This is a genomic window from Shinella kummerowiae (assembly GCF_009827055.1).
Classification (GTDB): Bacteria; Pseudomonadota; Alphaproteobacteria; order Rhizobiales; family Rhizobiaceae; genus Shinella; species Shinella kummerowiae.
In genome coordinates this window covers 1-20,011 of sequence record NZ_WUMK01000011.1, presented here as the reverse complement: position 1 = coordinate 20,011, position 20,011 = coordinate 1, and the positions used below count along the sequence as shown (strand labels likewise).

General features: G+C 61.0%; 21 protein-coding genes and 2 pseudogenes. 14 read left to right on the top strand and 9 right to left on the bottom strand.

Annotated features, from left to right (window positions below; all coding sequences use genetic code 11):
• Both ubiU and ubiT read right to left on the bottom strand, forming a co-directional pair.
• Positions 1-978, bottom strand: a complete 978-nt coding sequence (ubiU, locus tag GR138_RS25080; protein ID WP_160862017.1) for a ubiquinone anaerobic biosynthesis protein UbiU — start codon at positions 976-978, stop codon at positions 1-3.
• Positions 969-1,475: a ubiquinone anaerobic biosynthesis accessory factor UbiT gene (ubiT, locus tag GR138_RS25075; RefSeq protein WP_160862016.1), complete on the bottom strand. Its 507-nt coding sequence runs from the start codon at positions 1,473-1,475 to the stop codon at positions 969-971. Before ubiT ends, ubiU begins: the two co-directional genes overlap by 10 nt.
• 106 nt (positions 1,476-1,581) lie before the next feature.
• Between ubiT and GR138_RS25070 the strand changes: the two genes are divergently transcribed.
• Together GR138_RS25070 and GR138_RS25065 are read left to right on the top strand one after the other, a co-directional pair.
• The gene (locus GR138_RS25070; RefSeq protein ID WP_160862015.1) at positions 1,582-3,093 is read left to right on the top strand and encodes a UbiD family decarboxylase; all 1,512 of its coding nucleotides are present in this window, start codon (positions 1,582-1,584) and stop codon (positions 3,091-3,093) included.
• A complete protein-coding gene (locus tag GR138_RS25065; protein ID WP_160862014.1) occupies positions 3,090-3,659 on the top strand; it encodes a UbiX family flavin prenyltransferase in 570 nt (189 codons plus the stop codon). The genes GR138_RS25070 and GR138_RS25065 overlap by 4 nt, the downstream gene beginning before the upstream one ends.
• A gap of 348 nt (positions 3,660-4,007) precedes the next feature.
• On the opposite strand, the gene GR138_RS25060 is transcribed toward GR138_RS25065, so the two are convergent.
• Complete coding sequence (locus tag GR138_RS25060) at positions 4,008-4,319, bottom strand: DUF6522 family protein (protein WP_160862013.1); 312 nt, start codon at positions 4,317-4,319, stop codon at positions 4,008-4,010.
• A gap of 189 nt (positions 4,320-4,508) precedes the next feature.
• Positions 4,509-4,955 carry a pseudoazurin gene (locus GR138_RS25055; protein WP_420853719.1) on the bottom strand — a complete coding sequence of 149 codons (447 nt, stop codon included), beginning with the start codon at positions 4,953-4,955 and terminating at the stop codon, positions 4,509-4,511.
• A 255-nt stretch (positions 4,956-5,210) separates the two neighbouring features.
• Between GR138_RS25055 and GR138_RS25050 the strand changes: the two genes are divergently transcribed.
• The 10 genes from GR138_RS25050 (at position 5,211) to GR138_RS25005 (ending at position 13,077) form a co-directional block, all read left to right on the top strand.
• Positions 5,211-5,513, top strand: a complete 303-nt coding sequence (locus GR138_RS25050) for a hypothetical protein (RefSeq protein ID WP_160862012.1) — start codon at positions 5,211-5,213, stop codon at positions 5,511-5,513.
• A gap of 369 nt (positions 5,514-5,882) precedes the next feature.
• Entirely contained in the window at positions 5,883-7,541 is a 1,659-nt protein-coding gene (ccoN, locus tag GR138_RS25045; RefSeq protein ID WP_160862011.1) for a cytochrome-c oxidase, cbb3-type subunit I, read from the top strand.
• A gap of 3 nt (positions 7,542-7,544) precedes the next feature.
• Complete coding sequence (gene ccoO, locus GR138_RS25040; protein WP_160862010.1) at positions 7,545-8,297, top strand: cytochrome-c oxidase, cbb3-type subunit II; 753 nt, start codon at positions 7,545-7,547, stop codon at positions 8,295-8,297.
• Positions 8,298-8,306: 9 nt separating this feature from the next.
• Entirely contained in the window at positions 8,307-8,477 is a 171-nt protein-coding gene (locus tag GR138_RS25035) for a CcoQ/FixQ family Cbb3-type cytochrome c oxidase assembly chaperone (RefSeq protein ID WP_160862009.1), read from the top strand.
• The gene (ccoP, locus tag GR138_RS25030) at positions 8,468-9,349 is read left to right on the top strand and encodes a cytochrome-c oxidase, cbb3-type subunit III (RefSeq protein WP_160862008.1); all 882 of its coding nucleotides are present in this window, start codon (positions 8,468-8,470) and stop codon (positions 9,347-9,349) included. The genes GR138_RS25035 and ccoP overlap by 10 nt, the downstream gene beginning before the upstream one ends.
• Positions 9,350-9,547, top strand: coding sequence for a hypothetical protein (locus GR138_RS25025; protein ID WP_160862007.1), 198 nt, complete (start codon positions 9,350-9,352; stop codon positions 9,545-9,547).
• A gap of 12 nt (positions 9,548-9,559) precedes the next feature.
• A complete protein-coding gene (locus GR138_RS25020) occupies positions 9,560-10,366 on the top strand; it encodes a DUF2189 domain-containing protein (protein WP_160862006.1) in 807 nt (268 codons plus the stop codon).
• A gap of 5 nt (positions 10,367-10,371) precedes the next feature.
• On the top strand, positions 10,372-12,615 hold the full coding sequence (locus GR138_RS25015; RefSeq protein WP_160862005.1) for a heavy metal translocating P-type ATPase: 2,244 nt from the start codon (positions 10,372-10,374) through the stop codon (positions 12,613-12,615).
• Positions 12,612-12,806 carry a cbb3-type cytochrome oxidase assembly protein CcoS gene (ccoS, locus tag GR138_RS25010; RefSeq protein WP_160862004.1) on the top strand — a complete coding sequence of 65 codons (195 nt, stop codon included), beginning with the start codon at positions 12,612-12,614 and terminating at the stop codon, positions 12,804-12,806. Before GR138_RS25015 ends, ccoS begins: the two co-directional genes overlap by 4 nt.
• A gap of 1 nt (position 12,807) precedes the next feature.
• Positions 12,808-13,077 (top strand): hypothetical protein, encoded by a 270-nt coding sequence (locus tag GR138_RS25005; protein ID WP_246200704.1) that lies wholly within the window; start codon positions 12,808-12,810, stop codon positions 13,075-13,077.
• A 431-nt stretch (positions 13,078-13,508) separates the two neighbouring features.
• Here the strand turns inward: GR138_RS25005 and GR138_RS25000 are convergent, their stop codons facing one another.
• The 3 genes from GR138_RS25000 to GR138_RS24990 form a co-directional block, all read right to left on the bottom strand.
• A complete protein-coding gene (locus GR138_RS25000; protein ID WP_261002772.1) occupies positions 13,509-15,107 on the bottom strand; it encodes a copper resistance CopC/CopD family protein in 1,599 nt (532 codons plus the stop codon).
• Positions 15,108-15,163: 56 nt separating this feature from the next.
• The gene (locus GR138_RS24995) at positions 15,164-15,694 is read right to left on the bottom strand and encodes a YcnI family copper-binding membrane protein (protein ID WP_160862002.1); all 531 of its coding nucleotides are present in this window, start codon (positions 15,692-15,694) and stop codon (positions 15,164-15,166) included.
• Between the two features lie 170 nt (positions 15,695-15,864).
• A complete protein-coding gene (locus GR138_RS24990) occupies positions 15,865-16,257 on the bottom strand; it encodes a hypothetical protein (RefSeq protein ID WP_160862001.1) in 393 nt (130 codons plus the stop codon).
• Between the two features lie 201 nt (positions 16,258-16,458).
• Here GR138_RS24990 and ric point away from each other — a divergent pair, with 201 nt between their 5' ends.
• Positions 16,459-17,136 carry an iron-sulfur cluster repair di-iron protein gene (gene ric / locus GR138_RS24985; protein ID WP_160862000.1) on the top strand — a complete coding sequence of 226 codons (678 nt, stop codon included), beginning with the start codon at positions 16,459-16,461 and terminating at the stop codon, positions 17,134-17,136.
• A 78-nt stretch (positions 17,137-17,214) separates the two neighbouring features.
• On the opposite strand, the pseudogene GR138_RS24980 reads toward ric, so the two are convergent.
• Positions 17,215-18,225, bottom strand: a pseudogene (locus GR138_RS24980) (IS3 family transposase); the annotation flags it as partial.
• Between the two features lie 71 nt (positions 18,226-18,296).
• Between GR138_RS24980 and GR138_RS24975 the strand changes: the two are divergent.
• Positions 18,297-19,328, top strand: coding sequence for an IS110 family RNA-guided transposase (locus tag GR138_RS24975; RefSeq protein WP_160861999.1), 1,032 nt, complete (start codon positions 18,297-18,299; stop codon positions 19,326-19,328).
• 213 nt (positions 19,329-19,541) lie between these two features.
• Here GR138_RS24975 and GR138_RS24970 read toward each other — a convergent pair.
• Positions 19,542-19,922, bottom strand: a pseudogene (locus tag GR138_RS24970) (transposase); the annotation flags it as partial.
• Between the last annotated feature and the right edge of the window lie 89 nt (positions 19,923-20,011).

The following is a 20,011-nucleotide window of genomic DNA, read 5'->3' as shown; positions in this document are numbered from 1 at the left end:
CTATCGCCAGCGCTTGTCATAGGCGCCGGCGGTGGTGCGTTGACCCTCGCTCATCGTTCGCAACCGGGCGACGAGCACGGCCCGTTCCGCAGGCGTCGCGTCAAGTGCCTTCTTCAGCGAGGACACCACTTCCGCGACATAGGCCTTGCCGCGCTGGCGGCCCTCGATCTTGAGTGCCGAGACGCCGGCCGCCCTCAGCGCGTCGATCTCATCGATCACGTCGAGCGAGACCGGATCCTCGAAGGCATAACCCTCGACGCCGCCAACATCGAAACGCCCCTTGCAGAGCGTCGGATAGCCGGAGGCCTCGCCGGGGCCGAAACGGTTGATCGTATAGGCACCCAGTTCGGAAACGAGATCCGCCCCGTCCTGCCGGTAGCGCACATGACTTGCCGGCGAGCAGACGCCGTTCATGTTGGGCGATTTGCCGGTGGCATAGGAGGAGAGCGAGCACCGCCCCTCCGCCATGACGCACAGCCCGCCGAAAGCAAAGACCTCGACCTCGCAATCGATCTGCCGCGTCAGCCGGGCGATGTCCTGCACCGTCAGCACGCGTGGCAGCACGACGCGCCTGGCCCCGAAGGCTTCGACGAGGAAACGGATCGCATCCGCGTTCGAGGCAGACGCCTGGACGGAGACGTGCAGCCGCTGCTGCGGGTATTTTTCCGCCACATAGGCCATCAGGCCGAAATCGGCCAGGATCAGCGCATCGGCGCCCAGCGCCACGGCATCGTCGGCAGCCGAATACCACAGCGCCTCATCGCCCGCCCGCATGAAAGTGTTGAGCGCGACGAAGGTCTGCACGCCCTTGCGCTGTGCCAGCGCAGTCGATTGGCGCAGCTCCTCGCGACTGAAGTTCAGGCCGGGGAAGTTACGGGCATTGGTCTCGTCGCGAAAGCCGCAATAGACCGCATCGGCACCGGCCTCCACCGCCTCGCGAAAAGCGGCGGGCGTGCCGGCGGGGCAGATCAGTTCCATGTGGTGTCCCTTCCTTCCAGCGCTTTGCTGCGAATGAATCGTGCCGTGCCCGCAACCAGGAACGAGAGCGGCCCGGCGAGCCTGCCAAGTTCGCGCGGCAGGTCGATGGCGCTGTCGTCGAGCGCATTGCGCAGCGCCAGCATGGCCTCCATGTCGCCGGTAACCGAAAGCTCGCGCGAGAAGAACAGCGCATCCGCATCGCAGCGGCCTTCGAGCAGGCCGAGCAGCAGCAGCAGCGGCCCCTCGACGCGCGCATCGGCTTGCGGCGGCTGCCCGCGTGAGACCGCCAGCGTTTGCGCCGCCGGAACGACGGTGAAATGGAGCGGCAGGTCGGTCGGGGAAAAGCAGTAGCGCGCCTGGCGATAGGTGCCGAGCCGTTCGAAAAGATCGGGGTGGGCCTTCAATACACCGGAAAAGATCAGGCGCGCCACCCGCTCCACCAGCCAAAGGGGGGCGACGTCGACCGGTTTTGCGAGAAAGAGCGGAAGGGATTGCATGCGGCTAGCCTTGGAGAGAAGCGTCAGGCCGAACCTAGGGAGCCCGGCGGCAAAGGAGTTTGCGCCAGGTCAAAGACCGCGCCATTTTTCCCCGGCAAGGAAAGGTATGAAAGCCGATGCCCCCATTCCGCGCCATTTTGGCAACCTCCAGGATTTCGTCGCTTTGCTAGAGCGGCGGGCACGGCTGAAGCGCATTTGCGAGCCCGTCTCGCTGGTCCACGAGATTACGGAAATCCATCGACGCGTGCTGGCCGAGGACGGGCCGGCGCTGCTCTTCGAACGGCCGGTCGATGGGAAAGGTCGGGTCCAGCCGATCCCTCTGCTTACCAATCTCTTCGGCACACGCGAGCGCATCGAATGGGGTTTCGGCCTTGAGACCGGCCGGCTGCCACACCTCGCGGCCTTGCTTGCCGACCTTCGCGAGCCGCAGCCGCCGCGCTCCATGCGGGACGCCTGGCAGAAACTGCCCAATCTCAGGGCCGCCCTGTCGATGAACCCGCGCGAGACACGGCGTCCGCCCTGCCAGGAGATCGTCTGGCGGGGCGACGACGCCAATCTCGACGACCTGCCGATCCAGACCTGCTGGCCGGGTGAACCTGCCCCCCTCGTCAGTTGGCCCCTCGTCATCACGCGAGCACCGGACGATCCTGCCGACGTCAATGTTGGTATATACCGCATGCAGAAGCTCGGCCGTAACCGGTTGATCATGCGATGGCTGGCGCATCGCGGCGGGGCACGGCACCATCGCCTCTGGAAGGCGCTGGGACAGCACATGCCGGTCGCTGTCGTTATCGGAGCGGATCCCGCAACGATCCTTTCAGCCGTCATGCCGCTGCCGGACGGCATGAGCGAATTGAGTTTTGCCGGTGTGTTGAAAGGCCGGCGACAGGAGACGGCGCGCGGCGTGACTATCCCCACACCCGTACCGGCCAGCGCCGAAATCGTTCTCGAAGGAACGGTTTCTGCCGTTGAGACTGCCGAGGAAGGCCCGTATGGCGACCACACAGGCTATTACAATTCGGTCGAACCTTTCCCGGTGATGAAGCTAACGGCGATCACAATGCGCAAGAACCCGCTCTATCTATCCACCTATACCGGCCGTCCGCCGGACGAGCCATCGAGGCTCGGCGAGGCGATGGGCGAACTCTTCGTACCGTTGGTAAAACGCCAGTTTCCAGAAATCCTCGATCTGTGGCTGCCGCCGGAAGCCTGCTCTTACCGTGCGATGATCGTTTCCATCGACAAACGATATCCGGGACAGGCGCGCCGAATCATGATGGGCCTCTGGTCGATGCTGCCGCAATTTAGCTACACGAAGCTGATCATCGCAGTGGATGGCGACATCGATGTCAAAAGCTGGCGGGACGTGATCTGGGCGCTCTCCACGCGCTTCGACGCCAGCCGCGACGTTATGCTAGTGGAAAACACGCCGATCGACTATCTCGACTTCGCCTCTCCCAAATCCGGCCTCGGCGGCAAGCTGGGCCTGGACGCCACGACAAAGATCGGCACGGAAGTCGGTCGCGACTGGGGTCAGGTCCTTACGATGACGCCAGAGGTGACGGCTGGGGTTGACGCACTTTGGTCTTCTCTCGGCCTGGGGGAGGCCGGCAGGTGAATCGGGTCGTCATTGGTATCTCCGGCGCTTCCGGTGCGGCACTCGGTGTGCGCATTGTCGAACGGCTCGCGTCACTGTCCACCGTCGAAACGCATCTCGTCATCTCCGATGCGGCGCGGCGCACGGTGGATTACGAATGTGGTCCGGAGGCACTGACTCGCCTCCTCTCCATCGCCACCCACCATCACCCGATCGGAGATATCGGCGCTTCGATCGCAAGCGGCACATTCCCCGTTCGCGGGATGATCGTCGCCCCGTGCTCCATGCAGACGCTTTCGGCAATCGCCACGGGACGCAACGATTCACTGCTGACGCGCGCCGCTGATGTCCAACTGAAGGAACGCCGCCGGCTCGTGCTGCTTGCGCGAGAAACTCCGCTACATCTCGGCCACTTGCGCAACATGTGCGCAGTGACCGAGATTGGCGCCATCGTCATGCCGCCGGTTCCCGCGTTCTACCATCACCCGAAGTCAGTAGAAGACATCGTCGACCATCTCGCAGCACGCGCGATCGATCTCCTCGCCTTGTCTCACGCCCCGCTTTCGAAGAGCTGGCAGGGGACATGATACAGAGTTGACGACGGCAGCAAGATCTTGCAGCGCTGCGGACAATACTGCTCTGCTTGAATTGCATGGGCTATTTTACACATCGGTCTTCAATGTGAAAAACTGAAGACCGCGGCTCTTCACCCGTAGCGCCGATGTGGAAATCGAGGTGAGTCTTGTGGAAGGCTGCCCAATGCCAGGCTGCTGGCTTGTTCCAAGCTTTCGAGCATCGCGGCGAGCAGTTCGCTATCGACAGCCGAATGGCTGTTCAAAGCGCCGAAGACGGCCTCAATGTGCTCTTCTCGCCTGAAAAACAGGGCGCGATCATCTGGATGAATTATCAACGTCAGGAAATCTCCCTAATAGCTCTCAAATCCGCGATTGCTTGTTCTTCAAATCTCGAGTGGCGGGAACATGACCGAGTGTTTGCCGTTCGACATCGCCATTGCTCGTCACAATGCCTTGCCAGGCCCTGTTGCCGCAACGCAGCGTCAGCCTCCAGAGACCGTCGTCGTCGCCCACGCCCTTCTCCACGACGCTCCTGAAGAGCTTCCGCGTCATAAGCGCGCACACTCGAGCCTCGCTCATATCGAAGGTTCTCGCGATAAACGCCACGTCCAGGAAAAACTCCTTGTAAGAGCTCTGTTGTGACGACGGTGCATCTTTTGCGATCTTTGTCATGGCGCTCCGCCAGCCGGCTCAGGCCGAGAACATAGTTGATTTCGAAGTCCGACCGGTCCTCATGTTCCTGCCAACGACACAATCGTGTTTTGGATCGGCTCGTACTTAATGTCTCAGTTGAGAGAGATTGCGTAAGGAGCCGGAGGGAGATCGTTTTCTCCGGCCCTCTTCTTCGATTTGTTCGCGTGTTTACTGGCCCAGCCCTGCGATGGCCGCATCCATGCGCTCGCGAGCCTTCTTCGGCAGCTTGCCGGTTTTGACGGCCTCGAGGTTGGACGGTGCATCGCCGACCACGACGACGCCCACCATGCCCATACCGACATGCGGTGTGCATTTGACGCCATAGGCGCCAGGTTTGTCGAAGGTGACCTTATAGGTCTCGTTCATTTTGCTCTTGAAGGCTTCTGCCCCCTCAGGGATGAAACCTTTGATCGTTTCGACATTGTGGCCCTTGTCGGTGGGAATGAACGTGACGGTATCGCCGGGGGCGACCTTAACGAAAGCGGGCTCGAACATCATGGCGCCTTCGGCGCCCTTGTTGAGCATGTGCACTTCGAAGTCTGCCGCACCCGCCGGAAGGGCAAGCGAGATGAAGGTTGCTGCGGCGCCGACGATGCACTTTGCTATGATACGCACTAAAGTTCTCCTTGCTGACGAACGTCATACGTTCATATGCAAAGGATAGGCGACGGGGCATCTCCCTTCTTTGACGTTGATCAAACAACGGGAAGAGATGCGCCTCGTCGGCAGAACCGTGCGTGCGAACTTGCCTAAGGCCGCTGACCCTCTCATCTCATACCAACATGGCGGGGATCGCTCGCTGATCCTAACGATAGGTCGCCGTCATCGAGCGTGGTACGGTTGACGCTCTTACCCATGGAGGAGGCTGGAATGGTGATCGCATTGATCGGCAGATTTCACGAGATGCGGCAACAACTGTATAATTCTCTCCATCACTGTGAGGGTTCCGTGTTTGATAGTTTGGATAAAGGCGTCGAGGCGATCTTCGAGGCCGTTATGAGCTACAAACCTCGCAATTTGGCCGAGTACCGAGAGACTTTATTATTTTTGATCAATGCGATTTCCCGCAACGACGACGGTAATAACAGCAGGCTGATCTCGAGACTCGAGGAATTAATCAACCAAGCCGTGGACGAACTTCGCGTGATTGGAACAATCAAGACGTTATCGTAGAGATTAGCTACGAGACCCCATAATGAGAATTTGAACAAGCCTTAGGCGAACCGGTCAGCGTAACGAGAAATAAGACCTTCGCTAAATTAGTCGCTTCATAATTAGTCGTACCTTTGATAAAACTGCGGGATTTTGGCAACGCGTTCTCCGGCTGCCTACCCGCGTTGCTTCGGCAATTGCCGCTGCGCAAAGAGGTCTCATTGCACCGTTCTGGCCTAAACTTGATTTTCGTCAAGTTCTGGCTTGAGATTGTCGTGCCAACTTCATTTAATCCCACCACGTCCTTGACTTCAGGTTTGCCAATATGCGTTCCTGAACACGAGCGCGTTGCAGTGTCTCGTGCCTTGAAGTTGGTGAGGGAGATCGGAGATGGGGCAACTCACGACGGGGGAACGGGACTTCGGTGCGATCATCCTGATCGTGCTCGCAATCATCGGCATCGCAATGGCCGCTGCGGGACGATCCGATGTGCTCGGCATCCACGGGGCTATGGTTCTCGTCTACTGTCTCGCGCTGCTCTTCTTACTCCTCTCCGGCGCCTTCGGCACGCCGCCGAGCGCCGCCCGCCTCACCCGCTACTATGACGATCCGATCAAGGTCGGCGTGGGATTGACGCTGTTCTGGGCGATTTTCGGCATGTTCATCGGCGTGTGGGCAGCCGCGCAGCTCGCCTGGCCCAGTCTCAACTTCGATACGTCGTGGGCAAGCTTCGGCCGCATCCGCCCGGCACATACGTCCGGCGTCATCTTCGGCTTCGGCGGCAATGCGCTGATCACCACCTCGTTCCATGTCGTTCAGCGAACATCGCGGGCGCGCCTTGCCGATCAGCTTTCGCCCTGGTTCGTGCTCCTCGGCTTCAACCTCTTCTGTCTAATTGCGATTTCCGGCTATTTCCTCGGCGTTACCCAGTCCAAGGAATATGCGGAAGCCGAATGGTACGCCGATATCTGGCTGGTTATCGTCTGGGTCACCTATTTCGTGCTTTATGTGCGTACGCTTGCCCGCCGGAAGGAGCCTCATATTTATGTGGCCAACTGGTACTACATGGCGTTTATCATCGTCGTAGCCATCCTGCACATCGTGAACAATCTCGCGGTTCCGCTCTCGTTTGCTCATGCGAAGAGCTACACGATCTGGGCGGGCGTGCAGGATTCCATGGTGCAATGGTGGTACGGGCACAATGCCGTGGCGTTTTTCCTGACCGCCGGCTTCCTGGCAATGCTTTACTACTACCTCCCCAAACGCGCGGAGCGGCCGATCTTTTCCTACCGGCTGTCGATACTCAGCTTCTGGGGCATCACCTTCTTCTACATGTGGGCGGGCTCGCATCACCTGCACTACACCGCCCTGCCCCACTGGGTGCAGAACCTCGGCATGACCTTCTCCGTAATGCTGCTTGTACCCTCCTGGGCCTCGGCGGGCAACGCGCTGCTGACCCTCAACGGCGCCTGGCACAAGGTACGCGACGACGCGACCCTTCGTTTCATGATGATGGCGGCGTTCTTTTACGGACTTTCCACTTTCGAAGGTTCGTTCATGGCAATTCGCCCGGTCAACGCCCTTTCTCACTATACCGACTGGACGGTTGGCCACGTTCACGCTGGCGCGCTCGGCTGGGTCGCGATGATCACCTTCGGTTCGCTCTACACGCTGGTGCCGGCGATCTGGAAGCGGGAGCGGATGCACTCGGCGATCCTGGTCGAGGTCCACTTCTGGCTCGCGCTGGCGGGAACGCTCATCTACGTCTTCGCCATGTGGAACTCGGGTATCATCCAGGGTCTCATGTGGCGCACCTATTCTCCAGACAACACCCTCGTCTATTCCTTCGTGGACACGCTGCTGGCGATGTACCCCTATTACATCGCGCGCGCCTTCGGCGGCCTTCTCTTCCTCATCGGAGCGATCGTCGCAGCCTATAATATCTGGATGACCGTTCGTACGCCCGCCGCCGCGACGCTTGCCCTCGACGACGATTCGCCGGGCGACGAGCGACAGATCAGCGGCGCAACCCCCACGCCTGCGGAGTAGCCGATGCCGGAACTGATGCACAGGAAACTCGAACGCTCCGCAACGGGCTTCATGCTGGCCATTATCGCCGCCGCAAGCGTCGGCGGCATCGTGGAGATCGCTCCACTCTTCACAATCGACGACACGGTCGAGACCGTCTCCGACATGCGCCTCTATACGCCGCTGGAACTTGCCGGCCGCGACATCTACGTGCGTGAAGGCTGTTACGCCTGCCATAGCCAGATGATCCGCACGCTCCGTGACGAGGTGGAGCGCTACGGTCCCTATTCGCTCGCCGTCGAATCGAAATACGATCACCCGATGCTGTGGGGCTCGAAGCGCACCGGCCCGGACCTTGCTCGCATCGGCGGCAAATATTCCGATTTCTGGCACGTCGCCCATCTCAACAATCCGCGCGACGTCGTACCGGAATCCAACATGCCGTCCTACCGCTGGCTTGGCACCAACCCGCTGAAGCTGGCCGACCTGCCGCTGGCACTTCGCGCGCAGCGTGCCGTCGGCGTGCCCTATACCGACGAGATGATCGAGAACGCCGCGCGCGACGCCTATGGCCAGGCCGTGCCCGACAGCGAGCAATCGTCCGGCGTCACGGAACGCTACGGCGAGGCGACGCAGGTCTCGGCCTTTGACGGTGTGACAACCAATGTGACGGAGATGGACGCGCTCGTGGCCTATCTCCAGGTACTCGGCCAGCTCACCCGCGCGGCCTATGAGAACACTGCCGCGCCGGAACAGATGCCGGATCCGGACAATTGAGGTGACGAGATGGCGCTGACACACGAGACACTGCTCGAAGGCGCGAAATTGTGGGGCCTGTTTTACCTGATGGGCTTTTCGATCTGCGTGCTGATCTACACCTTCCTGCCCTCCAACCGGGAGCGTTTCGAACGGGCGGAGCGGGAGATTTTCGACGAGGACGATGGCCCATGGAAGTAAAAGAGGTCGACCCCGTCAGCGGCCGCAAGACGACGGGCCATATCTGGAACGGTATCCGCGAGCTCGACACGCCCATTCCGCGCGGCGTCCTGCTCTTTCTTATCGTCACGCATATCTTCGCCGTGCTCTGGTGGGTGCTGATGCCTACCTGGCCACTCGGCAAGACTTATACAAAGGGCGTGCTCGGCGCCGACCAAAAAGCAACCGTCGAGGCGTCGATCACGGAGGGCATCGGGGAGCGGGCCCCTTGGGTTTCACGCATCGAAAGCCTGTCCTACGACGAGGTTCGCGCCGACGAACCGCTGATGGAGACGGTGCGTGTCAACGGCCATCAGCTCTTCGGCGACAATTGCGCCGCCTGCCACGGCCGCGACGGCAAGGGCCGCGAGAACTATCCCGACCTCACAGACGACGACTGGATCTGGGGTGGCGGGCCGGAAGCGATCGCGCAGACGCTGACAGTAGGCATCAATTCGCGCCATGCGGAAAGCCGCGTCGGCCAGATGCCCGCATTCGGCCGCGATGAGATGCTCGACGCCGGACAGGTAGTGGACGTCGCGAGCTACGTTGCCTCCCTTAGCGATCCGGCCGTGTCCACCGCCGACAACGTCGATCAGATGGACCGGGGCCGCGAGGTTTTCCAGACGACCTGCATTGCCTGCCATGGCGAGGACGCCAAGGGCAATCCGGAACTTGGCGCTCCCAATCTCACGGACAACCGATGGATCTACGGCGGCAGCCTGCAGCGCATCATCGCGACCATCCACGGCGGCCGGCAGGGGCATATGCCGACCTGGGACGAGCGGCTGGCGCCGGCCGAGATAAAGGTGCTGGCGCTCTATGTCGACGACCTCGGAAAGAGGGCACCCTAGATGACGGATGCCGCGCCCGCCCGCCCGCGAGGGTTTCACCTCCTTTGGATTCTGGCGGCGGCAACGATCGTCGTCTTCGTGGGCGCCAATGCCCATCTCGTTTACGTCGCAGTCTCCAGCCAGACGGGCTGCGTGGCGCATCTAAAGGATAAAAGCGGAACGCCGGGCGAATATCGCGCGGCCAAGTCTGCGTGCTGACAGGAGACGATGATGGCTGCGAGGCAACATAGGCCTGAACTTGTATCCGAAGTCTCGGATATCGAGGAGATGCGCAACGAGCAATGGAAGCGCCACCTGTCGGCACAAGCGCCCATGCGGTGGCTCGCCAGCGGCTGGCGCGATCTGTGGACCAACCCGGTACCAAGCCTTCTCTACGGGCTCGCGGTCTTCATCGCCTCGATCGTCTTCATCGTCTACATGTTCCATACCGGACGGGACTATTTCCTTTTCCCGGCACTTGCGGGTTTCCTGATCGTCGGCCCGCTGGTTGCCGCCGGCCTCTATCTCAAGAGCCGCGATATCGAGGCCGGCGCACAGCCGACGCTGCGCTCCATGCTGGCCGTGCGTCCGCTAGCGGGCGCGCAGGTATTCTTCACCGGCATGTTGCTCGCCATGCTGATGCTCCTTTGGATGCGCGCGGCAGTCCTTGTCTATGCGCTGTTCTTCGGTGTGCGCCCTTTTCCTGGGCTCGACTACGTCACCGGGATGCTCTTCACCACGCCCACCGGCTGGGCCATGCTGCTGGTAGGTAGCCTGATCGGGGCACTGTTCGCCGGTTTTGCCTTCGCCGTCAGCGTCTTTTCCATCCCTATGCTGCTCGACCGGCGTGTCGATGCGTTGACCGCCATGGGCGTCAGCACGGCGCTCGTCTGGAACAATCTCACGCCCATGCTGGCCTGGGGCGCCATCGTGCTCGGCCTTTTCCTCATCTCCGTCGCGACGGGGCTTCTGGGTCTGGTCGTGATCTTTCCCTGGCTCGGGCATGCCACCTGGCACGCCTATAAAGAAATGCGGTAGCGACCATGTCCTGCTGCGCCGCCGAGATAGGATTGGATATATCGCAATCGCGTACCGGCTTCTCAGCCGACGAGTTGGCGATGACCAGCAAGGATCTCGGCAACGGCCTTCGCCAGAGCGTGCTCTCGATCCCCGCCATGCATTGCGGTGCCTGTATTGGTGCGATCGAGGCCGCCCTCACCGCGGTGCCCGGCGTTGAGCGGGCACGCGCCAACCTCTCGCTACGCCGCGTCACGATCGACTGGAAACGAGATCGGCAGGTTGCACCAGACCTCCTTGGAGCAATCACAGCCATTGGATATGAGGCCAACCTTCCCACAGCCGAGATCGACGGCGAGGATGAGATTCTTGCGGGACTGGTGCGTGCGCTCGCCGTCGCCGGCTTCTGCTCCATGAACGTTATGCTGCTGTCCGTTTCAGTCTGGTCGGGGGCGGACGCTGCGACACGACAAACGTTCCACGCAATCTCGGCACTGCTTGCGCTGCCGGCAATTTTCTATGCAGGCGCGGGCTTCTACCGCTCAGCCTGGCAGGCACTCTCCCATGGCCGCACCAATATGGACGTGCCAATCTCTATCGGCATCCTCCTCACCTTCACGCTCAGTCTTTACGACACCGTCACCAACGCTCCCCATGCCTATTTCGAGGCCGCCACGTCGCTGATCTTCGTTCTGCTGATCGGTCGGGTGCTCGATCATGCGATGCGTCGGAAAGCGCGCTCTGCTGTCGCCGCCTTGACACGGCTGATCCCACGTGGGGCGAACGTGCTGCAAAACGACGGCAGGCTGGACTTCGTAGAACTGGGAGACATCAAGGCGCGGATGCGCCTTCGCATCGCTTCCGGCGAGCGTGTGCCGACCGATGGGGTGTTGGAGAACGGGCGCGCTGAACTCGACGCCGCCCTTATCACCGGCGAAAGCCTTTGGCGCAGCGTCCGCGCCGGGGAGGCCGTGCAGGCGGGGGAACTGAACCTCGGCAACCCCTTCGTGCTGCGCGCCACCAACGCGCCGGCAGATTCCACGGTCGCCGAGATGACGAGAATGATCGAGGCGGCCGAGGATGGCCGCTCGCGCTACCGGCGGCTCGCCGACCGCGCAGCCGGCCTATATGCCCCCGTTGTTCACAGTCTCGCTGTCCTCGCTTTCATCATCTGGTTCATCGCGAGCGGTAATTTGCATACCGCGCTCACTATCGCGGTCGCCGTTCTCATCATCACTTGCCCCTGCGCGCTGGGGCTCGCGGTACCCATGGTACAGGTCACTCTGGCCCGCCACCTCTTCGAACGCGGTGTGATGGCAACCGACGGCTCCGCTTTTGAACGCCTGCGCGAGATCGATACGGTCGTCTTCGACAAGACGGGCACGCTGACGACGGGGGCGCCTCGCCTGCTCGGCATTGACGGGATCACTCCGGAAGCGCTCAAACTCGCCACCGCTCTGGCCCGCACCTCCATCCACCCGATGGCAAGGGCGATAGCCGAAGCAGGTGTCTCCGCAGAGAAGCCGCCCACCTTTACGGATGTGAGGGAGACGGCGGGAATGGGGCTGGAAGGCCGCCTCGGCGGCGACCTATACCGGCTCGGCAGGCCTGAATGGGCTCTGACCACACAGGACGAAGCGGTTATGACCGTGCTCTCGAAGAACGGTGAGGCCCTTGCGCGTTTCAGCTTTGGCGAAGATATCCGACCTGGCGCGCGCGATCTGGTCGCAACGCTGAAAGCCCGCCACTTTGAGGTCGTCCTGCTCTCCGGTGATTCCCTCGAAGCCGTCGAGGTGGTTGCCAACGCGCTCGGCATCACCGATAGGCGCGCCCGGCTTCTGCCTACCGAAAAGGTCCGGGCGATAAAGAACCTGCAGGCGGCCGGGCACGGGGTGCTGATGATCGGCGACGGGATCAACGATGCGCCGGCGCTGCGCGCCGCAGACGCATCCATGGCGCCGACGTCGGCGAGTGACGTCGGCCGCAGCGCCGCTGACTTCGTTTTCCTTGGCAATGATCTGCGCGTTGTGACGGATGTGTTCGATAGCGTGGAAAAGGCGGCCGGACTTATCCGACAAAATTTCGTGCTCGCCGCCCTCTATAACCTCATCAGCCTGCCCATTGCATTCAGCGGATATGTGACGCCGCTTATAGCGGCCCTTGCGATGTCCTCGTCCTCGCTCATCGTGGTCGCCAACGCGCTACGCCTCGCGCGTGCGCCACGGTCTGGAGAGAACATGGCGAAATCCGTCTTGGAGGCAAGGACATGACGGCCATCAGCGTGCTCGTTCCACTTTCGATCGTTATGGGTATCGCTGGGCTCCTCGCCTTCCTATGGTCCCTGCGTACTCGACAATACGAGGATCTCGACGGGGCCGCCGCCAGAATTCTGCTCGACAGCGACGAAGACGATGCAATCGACCGCGACCGACGGCGGCATATGTCCAGGAATGGAGGATGAGATGACAGATGAGGATCGGCCCAAGATTCAAGAGGGTAACCATCAACACGTTGTCGTCGACCCCTCCGACGCCGTAACCGGACTTGGCTTTGTGCTCGGGTCAGTCGGCGCGGCGGTCGGTGTCGTGGCCGCGATCGTGGCGGCTCCGCAACTCGATGCTTCTGCGGTCCTCTATTGCTTGATCGGCGGCCTTGCAGGCGGTTCGGCGGGCGTGGTCACAGGCGGTCTGATCGGAGCTGTGTTCTCCGTTGCACGCGGAACGCCACGTTGAAAGGCTCGCTCCATGCCGCCTATGATCAAATTCATGGTCACACGTTTGTTGATAGGCTTCTCAATTGGTGGTCTCACTGCGGTCGCCTTGATCCTGGGGGCGCCAACCAGCGTTGGCAATCCAACGATATGCCTAGCGGGAGTTTTGATTGTCTATGGCCTGGGATCCGTCTTCGCCCTTGGATACCTCGCCACCGCGCAGAGTTGGGAGAATTGAACTGACGCCTTGAAGGTCCACGGCCGTCGTGTGCGATCGGCGAAAAACCGCATCGTCAATCCGAAAGCAGTCGCATATTTCAAATTTCGCGTTTCAGAGGCATATGGCGAGTGCCGAACCCATTACCAACTGCGGCAAGCTGGGCACGCCCAATAGCTCGGCGAGATGCCGTTTGCTGAGTTGAAGCAGACTGTCCCACCAAAAACGGGACGGTTTTATCGTGGTATTTCAATCGTGTCCTGAAGCCGGACAAGTTCAAAGTCGCTAACGAGAATGTCGACCCTCAGGTGCCATTGTCCCGCGATCGGCACTACGACGCCGGAGGCCCGCCACACACCGTCAGCCTGCAAGGTCGCTTTCCTGCGCATCGGCTCGATACCCGCCTGCGGATTGAAAAGCACGAAGGTCACCTCCTTCGGGATCATGGTCGTGAAATCCGGGGCCAGGATGACGGCGGACAGCTCGACCGGACCGGCGCGTCCGGGCGTGACGGCAATTTCAGCCATCGCCTTGTCCGCGTGGATATGGATCGACACCGGCTGCGCAGCCGCAATCGCCAACGCGCGAGGCGGCGGCGTGAACCGCCATGTGGCGGCGACAGCAAAAATGGCGAGGGCGATCATGGTCTCGATGATAATAGCGCGGGCAAGCCGCCGTGCGGAGCCCAGCTCGCCGCGTTCGGCTGGCTTGGTGAAGACCCAGCGGTTGGCCACCACGAGAAGAAACAGGACGACGAGCAGCGCCGTCTTCGCGAGAAGCACATTCCCATAGGCCGTCGAAACGAGCGCATCGAATGTCTGGACCTGTACGATGGCCAGCAGCAGGCCGGCCGCGGTCAGTGCAGCGACGCAAACGGGGATAAGGCGGGAGAACCGGCCAAGCGCCTGCCGCGCGGCATCGCCTCCATGCTGCAAAGCGTAGGCCAGTGGTGGGAGAGAGCCGATCCAGATGGCAATCGTGACTACATGCACGAAGACCGCCGGCCGCATCAGCCATTGCGGCGTCGCCGAACTTGCATGGCCACTCAATGCCATCGCCGCGCTTCCGGCGACAACGGCTACAAGCGATGCCGCGCGGCCCGAAAAAGTTGCCCTTGAAGAGGTTACCAGCGCCAGAAGGAACGCAAAGGAGAGCACGACGACGGTCAGGCCGAAACTCGTCGCGAGCCCCGCGCTCCATACCGCACGATCAGTAAGATTGGAGAGCGGAGCACCCAAGGCATCGAGCCCCTGCAATCCCAGGGAAACCACCGTCGCCGAGAAGCCGAGCAACAGGGCCATTTTTATGACCGGCAATCCAGCGGCGCCATCGGGGATCAGCCACCGGACGGCGAAAAGGCCGCCTATCCCGAAGAACAGGCCGGCATACATCGCGATGCGGGCAAGCCATAGCGCCGTCCTCACCGGCCAGTCGATCGCTTCCCCGGCAGCCTGCGGCGCGCTGCTCGGCGCGCCAATCGAAAAGATCGTGGAACCCGCGACGGGATGTCCGTCCTCGGAGACGACGCGCCAGGCAAGCACGTGGGTTCCCGCCGCAAGGTCGCCGGGTGCCGCGATCTCGAGTGTGCGGTCGCGCAGAACGAATGTCTCCAGCGTCTTCGACTGCCCATCGGGCAGGATGAGCCGCAGCACGAGCGGCGACACCGGCTCGCTGAAGGACAGCGACAGGGTTTTCGGCGGAGCATTGACGACGGCGCCATCAGCGGGCACAGCGCCCGTCAACGAGGCATGCGCCATCGCTGCCACAGCGAGGCAGCACCAGAAGATACCGGTCAGAAAGACCTGGATACAGGCTCGGCCAAGATGATCCCGCACGACAATCTCCGAAGGACAGACGGGGCCGGCGTCCGAAAGCGCCGGCCTTTTCGGGTTCAGTGGCCGTTTGTGGCCTCAAGCAGCTTCACGCCGGGGGCGGGAAGCTCGAGATCGTCCTCGGACTGGCCTGCGGCCGGGATTTCGATCCAGCGCTCAGCCACACCATCCGGGCACTCCTGCACTACGGGGAAGTGCAGCGTTTCACCCGCCTTCAGATCCTTCGTCAGATAGACCCGCAGCACGAATTCGTCATATTCGTCGTCGCCGAGATTTCCGCCGCTCCAGACGATTTCCTTCACGCCTTCGCTGGTCGGCGTGCCGTAGTAGTCGTAGGATTTAGCATAGGCGCCCTTGATCTTTTCAAGCGTCCAGCCGGCCTTCGGCTGCGGCTTCACCGCAATCACGCCTTCGGGGATCTGCACGCGCACCACATTGGTCGGCTTGCCCTCGCAGCCGTGCGGCACCTGGAAGATCGCGCGATAGGTCGAGCCGACCGGCGCCTCCTTCAACTGCAACGAAACATGGGCAAGGGCGGCGCTGGAACCGAGCGCAAGGGCGGCAACGGTTGCAAGTGTTCTTTTCAGCATTGTCAGTCTCCAAGAGAGCCGGTCATCCCTGCCGGCAAGGTATGATGGAAAAAGGAAAGGAGATAGGAGCGCGAGGGCACGCAGCAGGCGGTCCGCTCATGCAGCGATCAGGGCAGGGAAAACCCGCACAACATGCTCGCACGATGGCCTTGCCGGCACTGGCCCGGCGATCAGGCGAGTGTCGGGGGACCGCGCGGATGTCCGGGCAAAGCCTCATGCGCCGAAGGCGCGTGGTCGTCATACCCGTCGAAAATCCGCTGCGAGGGTTGTGCAAGCGGATTGAACAGGATGAGGACAGGGCGATACGGCGGAACGAGGCCTGCCGCCATACCGCAGGCCAGCGTGCAGCAATCGGGAGCGAGCGAGCGCTCCTTGCCCGGCGTCGATGCCGGTTTCTGCTCGTCGAGATGGGTGATGCAGAGCGGATTACCATAGGCATCCACCGCCGAACTGCCGGCCGTGGCAGCTTGGGCCAAGGGGCTCAGAAGAACCTGCAACGCCATCAGCACGGCGGCGGCGAAAGCCACCCATCCGTTCCGGCACTGCTGCATGTATATCGTCATCAAAACCTCTCGCACCGAGGCTTACCAAGCGCGCCGCGTGATGAAAAGGCTCCCGGCTCGCCGAATTGTCGCACTCTTTGCGGTGCAGCAAGCAGCGCCACGATAACTTCTCATGCATCCGCTCTTTTGTTCGGCCGGGCGCAAAGATGACGCATGACGATCCTGCAAAATGGAGCTCTTCCCTCCTTCAAAGGATCAAGCATGCAAACGCTTTCTCTCAAGACCACCGTGACCACCATTGCCGCCGAACTGCCGGGTGCGGCCGAACTGTTTCGCCGCTCTGCCATCAATTTCTGCTGTGCGGGTGATATCCCTCTGCGCCAAGCGGCCGAACGGGCCGGCTTATCGCCGGCAGAACTGCTTGCCGAGCTGGAAGCGCTCCAGCGGATGGCCGGTCTTGAAGCGCCACAGGAGACCGGGCCGCTCATTGATCATCTTCTGTCGCGCTACCATGAGACCCATCGCCGCGAACTGGCCTTTTTGATCCCGCTTGCCGAGAAGGTCGAACGCGTTCACGGCGACCATCCCGTCGCCCCATCAGGACTGGCTCGCGCACTGGTCGCGCTGAAGGCGGAACTGGAAGACCACATGACGAGCGAGGAGCAAATCCTCTTCCCCCTGATGCGGCAAGGGCAAAACACGCGGATTTCCCGCCCGATCATGCAGATGCGCCATGAACATGCCGATACGGTCAGGCTTCTTCAGGATATCGAGCATGCAGCCCATGGCATGGCGCTGCCGGAGGGCGCCTGCGGGTCGTGGACGGCGCTCTATACGGGGCTGCGCAAGCTCACCGATGATCTCGTCTTGCACATGCATCTGGAGAATACCGTGCTTTTCCCGCGCTTCGAGACGCCGGAAGCCGCCATCGGCGCCTAAGCCCTGTCCGTCGTCGAATGATTTGAGACTTTTTGGGCTTCGGAAGAATGGAGTTTCCGGCTCGATTTGCGGATTGATCTAAGCCGCTTTGGCCTGGTGGTTCAAGCGGCGCTGTTTGATCGTGTCTCGTTTGATCCTTTCACGTTCGAGCAGGATGGTCTGGCCGCGCCCGAAGTAGACGTCGGCCGGGGTGAGATTGTCGAGGCTCTCGTGGTATCGGCGATGATTGTAATGCTCGACGAAGGCGGCGATCTGCGCTTCGAGGTCCTCCTGGAAGAAGTAGTTCTCCAAGAGAATGCGGTTCTTGAGCGTCTGGTGCCAGCGTTCGATCTTGCCCTGCGTTTGCGGATGGCCGGGAGCGCCGTGGACCTGGTCGATCTTGTATTTCTCCAGCCATTCGCCGAGATCGGAAGCAACGTAACACGGGCCGTTGTCGGATAGCAGGCGCGGTCGGTGTTCGACCTTGACCTTGTCGCAGCCTGATGCGGCCAGTGCCAGATCGAGCGTGCCGGTGACATCGTCCACCCTCATGCTGGTGCACAGCTTCCAGGCGATGATGTAACGCGAGAAGTCATCGAGAATGGTCGACAGGTAGAACCAGCCCCAGCCAAAGACCTTCAGATAGGTGAAGTCGGTCTGCCACATCTCGTTGGGCCGTGTGGTCTTGTCCTTGAACTCGTCATTGGCCTTGATGACGATATAGGCTGGCGAGGTGATCAGGTCATGCGCCTTGAGCAGGCGATAGACAGAAGCCTCTGATACGAAGTAGTTTTCCGTGTCGGTGAACTTCACCGCCAGCTCGCGCGGCGACAGATCGGCATGATCGAGCGCCATGGCAATGATGCGGTCCCGGATGTCGTCGGGGATGCGGTTCCACACCCGTGATGGCGCAGACGTCCGGTCTTCCAGCCCCTCGACACCGTGGGTCTGTAACCGGTCATACCATCGGTAAAATGTTTGCCTGGGTATGCCGAGCTTTTCGAGGGTTTGCCGGACCGACAGATGTGACCGCTCGACGAGCCGGATGATCTCAAGTTTTTCAGTGGCGGGATATCTCATTCCTCGTCGCCCCCATCCGCGATCATGCTTTATGGAATGGCCCGCCCTTTCTCCAGCGTCTGTTAGGATGCTGCAGGTGGAAGGAAGAAAGGAACGAGCCAATGTCTATAGCGATCCTTGGAGTTGATCTGGGCAAGAATTCTTGCAGCATAGTTGGTGTCGACGACATCGGCGCGATAGTTGTCCGGCGAACAATGCGTCGCGAGACGCTAATTGAGTACGTAGCGAAGCTCCCTGCCTGCGTGGTGGCAATGGAAGCGTGCTGCGGCGCCCATCATCTGGGTCACCTGTTTGAGGCACAAGGCCACGAGGTCCGGCTGATGTCGCCGGAATACGTTCGCCCCTACATCAAGGCGCAGAAAAATGATGACCGGGATGCAGAGGGTATTGCCGAAGCTGCATCTCGACCGACCATGCGTTTCGTCAACCTTAAGAGCCAGGAGCAACTGGACATCCAGACGCTGCATCGGGTGCGTTCTCGCCTTGTGGCCGAACGAACAAACCTCATCAATCAACTTCGTGCCATCCTGCTGGAGCGCGGGGTGATCTTCCCGGTCGGGCGGCGAAAACTTGAGCTCGGCGTGGATGGTATGCTTTCCAAGAGTGCCCAGATACTATCGCCTCGTGTGCATCAGCTGGTTGCTGATCTACGCAGCGAATGGAAGGAACTCGACAAAAAGATCGACGCACTGAATGCCGAGTTTGTCCGGTTGGCACGCGGTGACGCCGCCATGCGCAGACTGACCTCGATCCCTGGTGTTGGCGTTCTTAATGCAACGGCCTTGGTCGCGGCGGTGGGTGATGCAAGCAGCTTCGCCAAAGCTCGGGATCTGGGGGCCTGGCTCGGACTGGTTCCCAGGCAATACAGTACTGGCGGCAGACCCCGACTGCTTGGGATATCAAAACGTGGCAATACCTACTTGCGTACGTTGCTCATTCATGGTGCTCGTGCAGCGCTACCGTCGCTTTCAACAGCTGAGACGCCTCTGGGGCGATGGCTGAAAGCCATGATCGAGCGAGGCGTACACCGTAACGCCATTGTTGTGGCTCTGGCTAACAAACTGGCGCGGATAGCGTGGGCTGCGTTGCGCAAAGGAACAGGCTTTGACCGTGGATACCCGGTGGCTGCGTAATAGGAACAGCTACGCATTATCAAACGCGTAGCCCAAAGGAGTTTGCAGGAAGGATCGTGAAGATGGCCTGACAGTCGAACGGCATTTGGAAAGCCCGGTTAAAAAAATGGCACTGGGTGCCGGAGTGCTTTATTGGGGCTCCAAATGCGCGGATGTCCATCTTGGCCATGAGCACGCTCATGAGACCGTATACGTTGACGCAGACTGATCAGAAAATCGTAAAATCCTCTTGCAAGCAGGGCGGGCCATACGTTTTTTGAGCAGGCGGTTCTCTAGGGTGAGGTCGGCCAGCGCCTCCTTCAGGTCGCGGCTTTCACGGCGCAGTGCCTTCACCTCGTCACTGGTCGCCGAGCGGGCGGTGTTACCGGCAAGACGCTTCTTGCCCGCTTCGAGGAATTCCTTTGACCAGCTATAATACAGGCTCTCGGCGATCCCTTCACGGCGGCAGATCGCGGCAATGCTGTCCTCACCACGCAGACCTTCCAGCACAATACGAATTTTGTCCTCGGCCGAATGATGCTTGCGCGTGGCGCGGCGGATGTCCTTGATGACCTGTTCGGCCGCCGATGTCTGCGGCCCGGATTTCTGTCTCATCTTCGCTTCCTTTGATAGAGCTACGATGAGCCGAAAATCCTCTCTTCTCAACTAAACCAATTCTGTCTCATGGGCGCTGATGTCGGACA

Coding starts and splice junctions, on each gene's coding strand:
- ubiU (WP_160862017.1), bottom strand. CDS start 978: ATGGAACTGATCTGCCCCGCCGGCACGCCCGCCGCTTTTCGCGAGGCG.
- ubiT (WP_160862016.1), bottom strand. CDS start 1,475: ATGCAATCCCTTCCGCTCTTTCTCGCAAAACCGGTCGACGTCGCCCCC.
- GR138_RS25070 (WP_160862015.1), top strand. CDS start 1,582: ATGAAAGCCGATGCCCCCATTCCGCGCCATTTTGGCAACCTCCAGGAT.
- GR138_RS25060 (WP_160862013.1), bottom strand. CDS start 4,319: ATGACAAAGATCGCAAAAGATGCACCGTCGTCACAACAGAGCTCTTAC.
- GR138_RS25050 (WP_160862012.1), top strand. CDS start 5,211: ATGGTGATCGCATTGATCGGCAGATTTCACGAGATGCGGCAACAACTG.
- ccoN (WP_160862011.1), top strand. CDS start 5,883: ATGGGGCAACTCACGACGGGGGAACGGGACTTCGGTGCGATCATCCTG.
- ccoO (WP_160862010.1), top strand. CDS start 7,545: ATGCCGGAACTGATGCACAGGAAACTCGAACGCTCCGCAACGGGCTTC.
- GR138_RS25035 (WP_160862009.1), top strand. CDS start 8,307: ATGGCGCTGACACACGAGACACTGCTCGAAGGCGCGAAATTGTGGGGC.
- ccoP (WP_160862008.1), top strand. CDS start 8,468: ATGGAAGTAAAAGAGGTCGACCCCGTCAGCGGCCGCAAGACGACGGGC.
- GR138_RS25025 (WP_160862007.1), top strand. CDS start 9,350: ATGACGGATGCCGCGCCCGCCCGCCCGCGAGGGTTTCACCTCCTTTGG.
- GR138_RS25020 (WP_160862006.1), top strand. CDS start 9,560: ATGGCTGCGAGGCAACATAGGCCTGAACTTGTATCCGAAGTCTCGGAT.
- GR138_RS25015 (WP_160862005.1), top strand. CDS start 10,372: ATGTCCTGCTGCGCCGCCGAGATAGGATTGGATATATCGCAATCGCGT.
- ccoS (WP_160862004.1), top strand. CDS start 12,612: ATGACGGCCATCAGCGTGCTCGTTCCACTTTCGATCGTTATGGGTATC.
- GR138_RS25005 (WP_246200704.1), top strand. CDS start 12,808: ATGACAGATGAGGATCGGCCCAAGATTCAAGAGGGTAACCATCAACAC.
- GR138_RS24995 (WP_160862002.1), bottom strand. CDS start 15,694: ATGCTGAAAAGAACACTTGCAACCGTTGCCGCCCTTGCGCTCGGTTCC.
- GR138_RS24990 (WP_160862001.1), bottom strand. CDS start 16,257: ATGACGATATACATGCAGCAGTGCCGGAACGGATGGGTGGCTTTCGCC.
- ric (WP_160862000.1), top strand. CDS start 16,459: ATGCAAACGCTTTCTCTCAAGACCACCGTGACCACCATTGCCGCCGAA.
- GR138_RS24975 (WP_160861999.1), top strand. CDS start 18,297: ATGTCTATAGCGATCCTTGGAGTTGATCTGGGCAAGAATTCTTGCAGC.